3 protein-coding genes are annotated in these 2,664 nt (G+C 35.2%); all 3 read left to right on the top strand.

Features of this window, described 5'->3' with window-relative positions; all coding sequences use genetic code 11:
• Positions 1 to 298: 298 nt before the first annotated feature.
• Positions 299 to 1,129, top strand: coding sequence for a YwqG family protein (locus AC3DU7_RS30665; RefSeq protein ID WP_488043015.1), 831 nt, complete (start codon positions 299 to 301; stop codon positions 1,127 to 1,129).
• A gap of 13 nt (positions 1,130 to 1,142) precedes the next feature.
• Positions 1,143 to 2,321 (top strand): hypothetical protein, encoded by a 1,179-nt coding sequence (locus AC3DU7_RS30660; protein WP_488043014.1) that lies wholly within the window; start codon positions 1,143 to 1,145, stop codon positions 2,319 to 2,321.
• A 77-nt stretch (positions 2,322 to 2,398) separates the two neighbouring features.
• The gene (locus AC3DU7_RS30655; protein ID WP_488043013.1) at positions 2,399 to 2,605 is read left to right on the top strand and encodes a hypothetical protein; all 207 of its coding nucleotides are present in this window, start codon (positions 2,399 to 2,401) and stop codon (positions 2,603 to 2,605) included.
• Positions 2,606 to 2,664 lie beyond the last annotated feature (59 nt).

Here is a 2,664-nt window from a genome sequence, read left to right as displayed (position 1 = left end):
AAAATGGGAGCCTGAAAAAATTATTTTATCCCACGGAAAATGGTATGAAGAAAATTGTACTGCTGAGTTGCGTCGAGCTTTTGCTTGGTTGGGAGAGAGTTAACGAAGTCAGAAGTTAGAAGTCAGAAGTCAGAAGTAATCTCTAACTGGGTTTGAGCATTTAAGAATTTCCTCAGCTTTGCTTCGACTACATATACCATTTCTCAAAAACTTTTCAACCCATATCTTGAGTAGGGGAGTCGGTAGGGACGTTGCATGCAACATTCCTACAGAGAATAAATTGGCAGAAGAAATGAAAATGTACAACATAAATCAACAGCTTCCACCTATTTTAGAGCCTTATCGCTTTCTCATAGAAGCTACAATTAAGCCCTATTTGAAACTAGATTTAATAGCTGATGAAAATCTCACCTGGTGGCAAAGTAAGTTTCCCGGTAGGCAGAAAAGTCGAGGGGGTTTTCCTTATTTACCCAAAGGATTTGATTATCCCAAAACACTAGAGGGAGAATATCTACATTTACTAGCACAAATTAATTTTGCCGAAGCACCCCATCTGGAAGGTTTCCCGGAAAGAGGTATTTTACAATTTTATATTGCTAATGACGATCGCTATGGTCTTCCAGATTCAGAAGACGTATTTGAGCAAAACCGTTATCGCATTCTCTACTTTAAAAAACCAGATTTTAACGAAGACCATCTGACCACTGATTTTAGTTTTTTGCCTGAAAAAGATAATAGTTTTGTAGAGCCATATCCGGTTAAGTGTTCGGCGATTCAATGGACTAAAGGATATGTACCTATTTCCAAATACGATTATGATTTTTACAACCGTATTTTCTCTGAATTAATTGATAATGGAATAATTAAGGATGGGATGGAAGATTTGTATGAAGAATTAGACGAAGCTTGTGAGTGGATATTAACTGGAGCAAATTGCGATATCCAGATGGGAGGGTATCGTTTTCATCTTTCAGACGACCCCCGTTATTATTATGATTCTGAAGAAGAACCCTTTGACACACTGCTATTGAGCATTGGACTTGTAGAAAATGGCTCGCTTTTTTTCTATACTCAAAGTTCAGCTTTAGCCAGATGTGACTTTTCAAAAGTTTTGTATGCTTTAGCCTAAAAGGAATTTTGTTATGACGAACGACTTTTTGGCCAATATCGATCTATCCCAAAAAATAGCATCATCTTACTCGCTGCCAAATATACTTATCGGAGCAGCTAATCAACTTATTCAACTCAACTATAGTGCTGAAGCTCAAAAATATCAGCCACAAGTAATAGTTGATTTGTGGGAGTCAGATTCCCATCCCGCTATAAAATCTAATTTTATTCAGGTTTTATCAGATGAGATTATTGTTGGCACTCAAGCAAAAATCGTCAAGTTGTCGCGCGGTTTAGAAAAAGTTAAGGTTCGTGAGTTTGCAGAAATAGCTGCAATTGATATTGATGGAGAAACTATTTTTGTCGGTACTGAAGGAAGACTTGTCAGTTTAGATCGAGATTTGGAAATCTTGGGTGAAGTCGATTTAGAATTACCAAGTTTTAGAGGAGGAAAGAAGAATACCCATGACATCTTAGTGTATGACTCAGTTGCTTATTTGCTAGATAATGTTATAGAGCCAACTTATATTCTTAGAGTTGATGTTTCTAATCCTAGTCATCTGCAAATTATCAGCACATTTGACATTGTGGGAGTAAATCATCATCTGAAAAGACAATGGCTCAATCCAGATTTGAATCAGTGGTGTATTCTTCAGTCTTATGGAACTCAAGCAGGTTCTGGAGAAAATATTATTACTTTTCCTATGAACCTGAGTACAGGTTCTACAGACTTTTCCCGCTCCCAAATTCCGTTTCCATTTGAATTTAATTCTATGGCTTCAGGATATCAGGCAATTAGTTACTCTGATTTTATGGGATCTGAATTTGAAGGAACAGAATTAATTACGGTAACTCCTTTACCTCCAAACTGGGCAGTTATTCACGATCGCCAAGAACAACTTTATTTAGCTTTAATAGATACTCAAAATAATTATATTGTTTTCGATAGAAAAGTAAATTTAGGTGAATTGAAAAATTGCTATGACCAGGAAGCTGAGATAACGCTAATAGATAAATTATTATTTATAGTGTTTAAAGGGCGCAAAAACTATAATTTCTTCACTAGGTTACTTATTATTGATATAGCTCAAAAACCTTCAATTATTCTCAATCAAGATTTAGATGAATTGGGTTTTAGTAGCTTAAATGTAGCTCATTATTTGTGTTGTGCTCAGGGTACTGAGGAGGAATCGAAACAGAGTATTTTATGATCGGTAATTCAGCAGACATTATATTACCAATTACTATCCTGTAGTCTTATATGTTAATTTGAATATAATCAAGAGAAATGTCAGAAACTAATAATAAAAAAGAAGATATTTCACTATTGCAAGCTTGGCAGAAAAAAATTGAGTTAGCTAATACTAATAATATATTTTGTCATTGTCACAACTGTGAATATGAATGGGTAGACTCTTCATTTGAAGCTATATGTCCGAACTGCAACAGTTCCCATATTGAACGTATTTCTTGTTGGCAATTTCCAGATGACTAACTAATATTACAGCGCTTTTCATTTGAGTAGACCACAAAATTATTTTTGGCACTTAGAGT

The organism is Okeania sp. (genome assembly GCF_983059655.1).
Note: the sequence above shows the minus strand (reverse complement) of the source record. Positions and strands in the feature narration are given on the sequence as shown.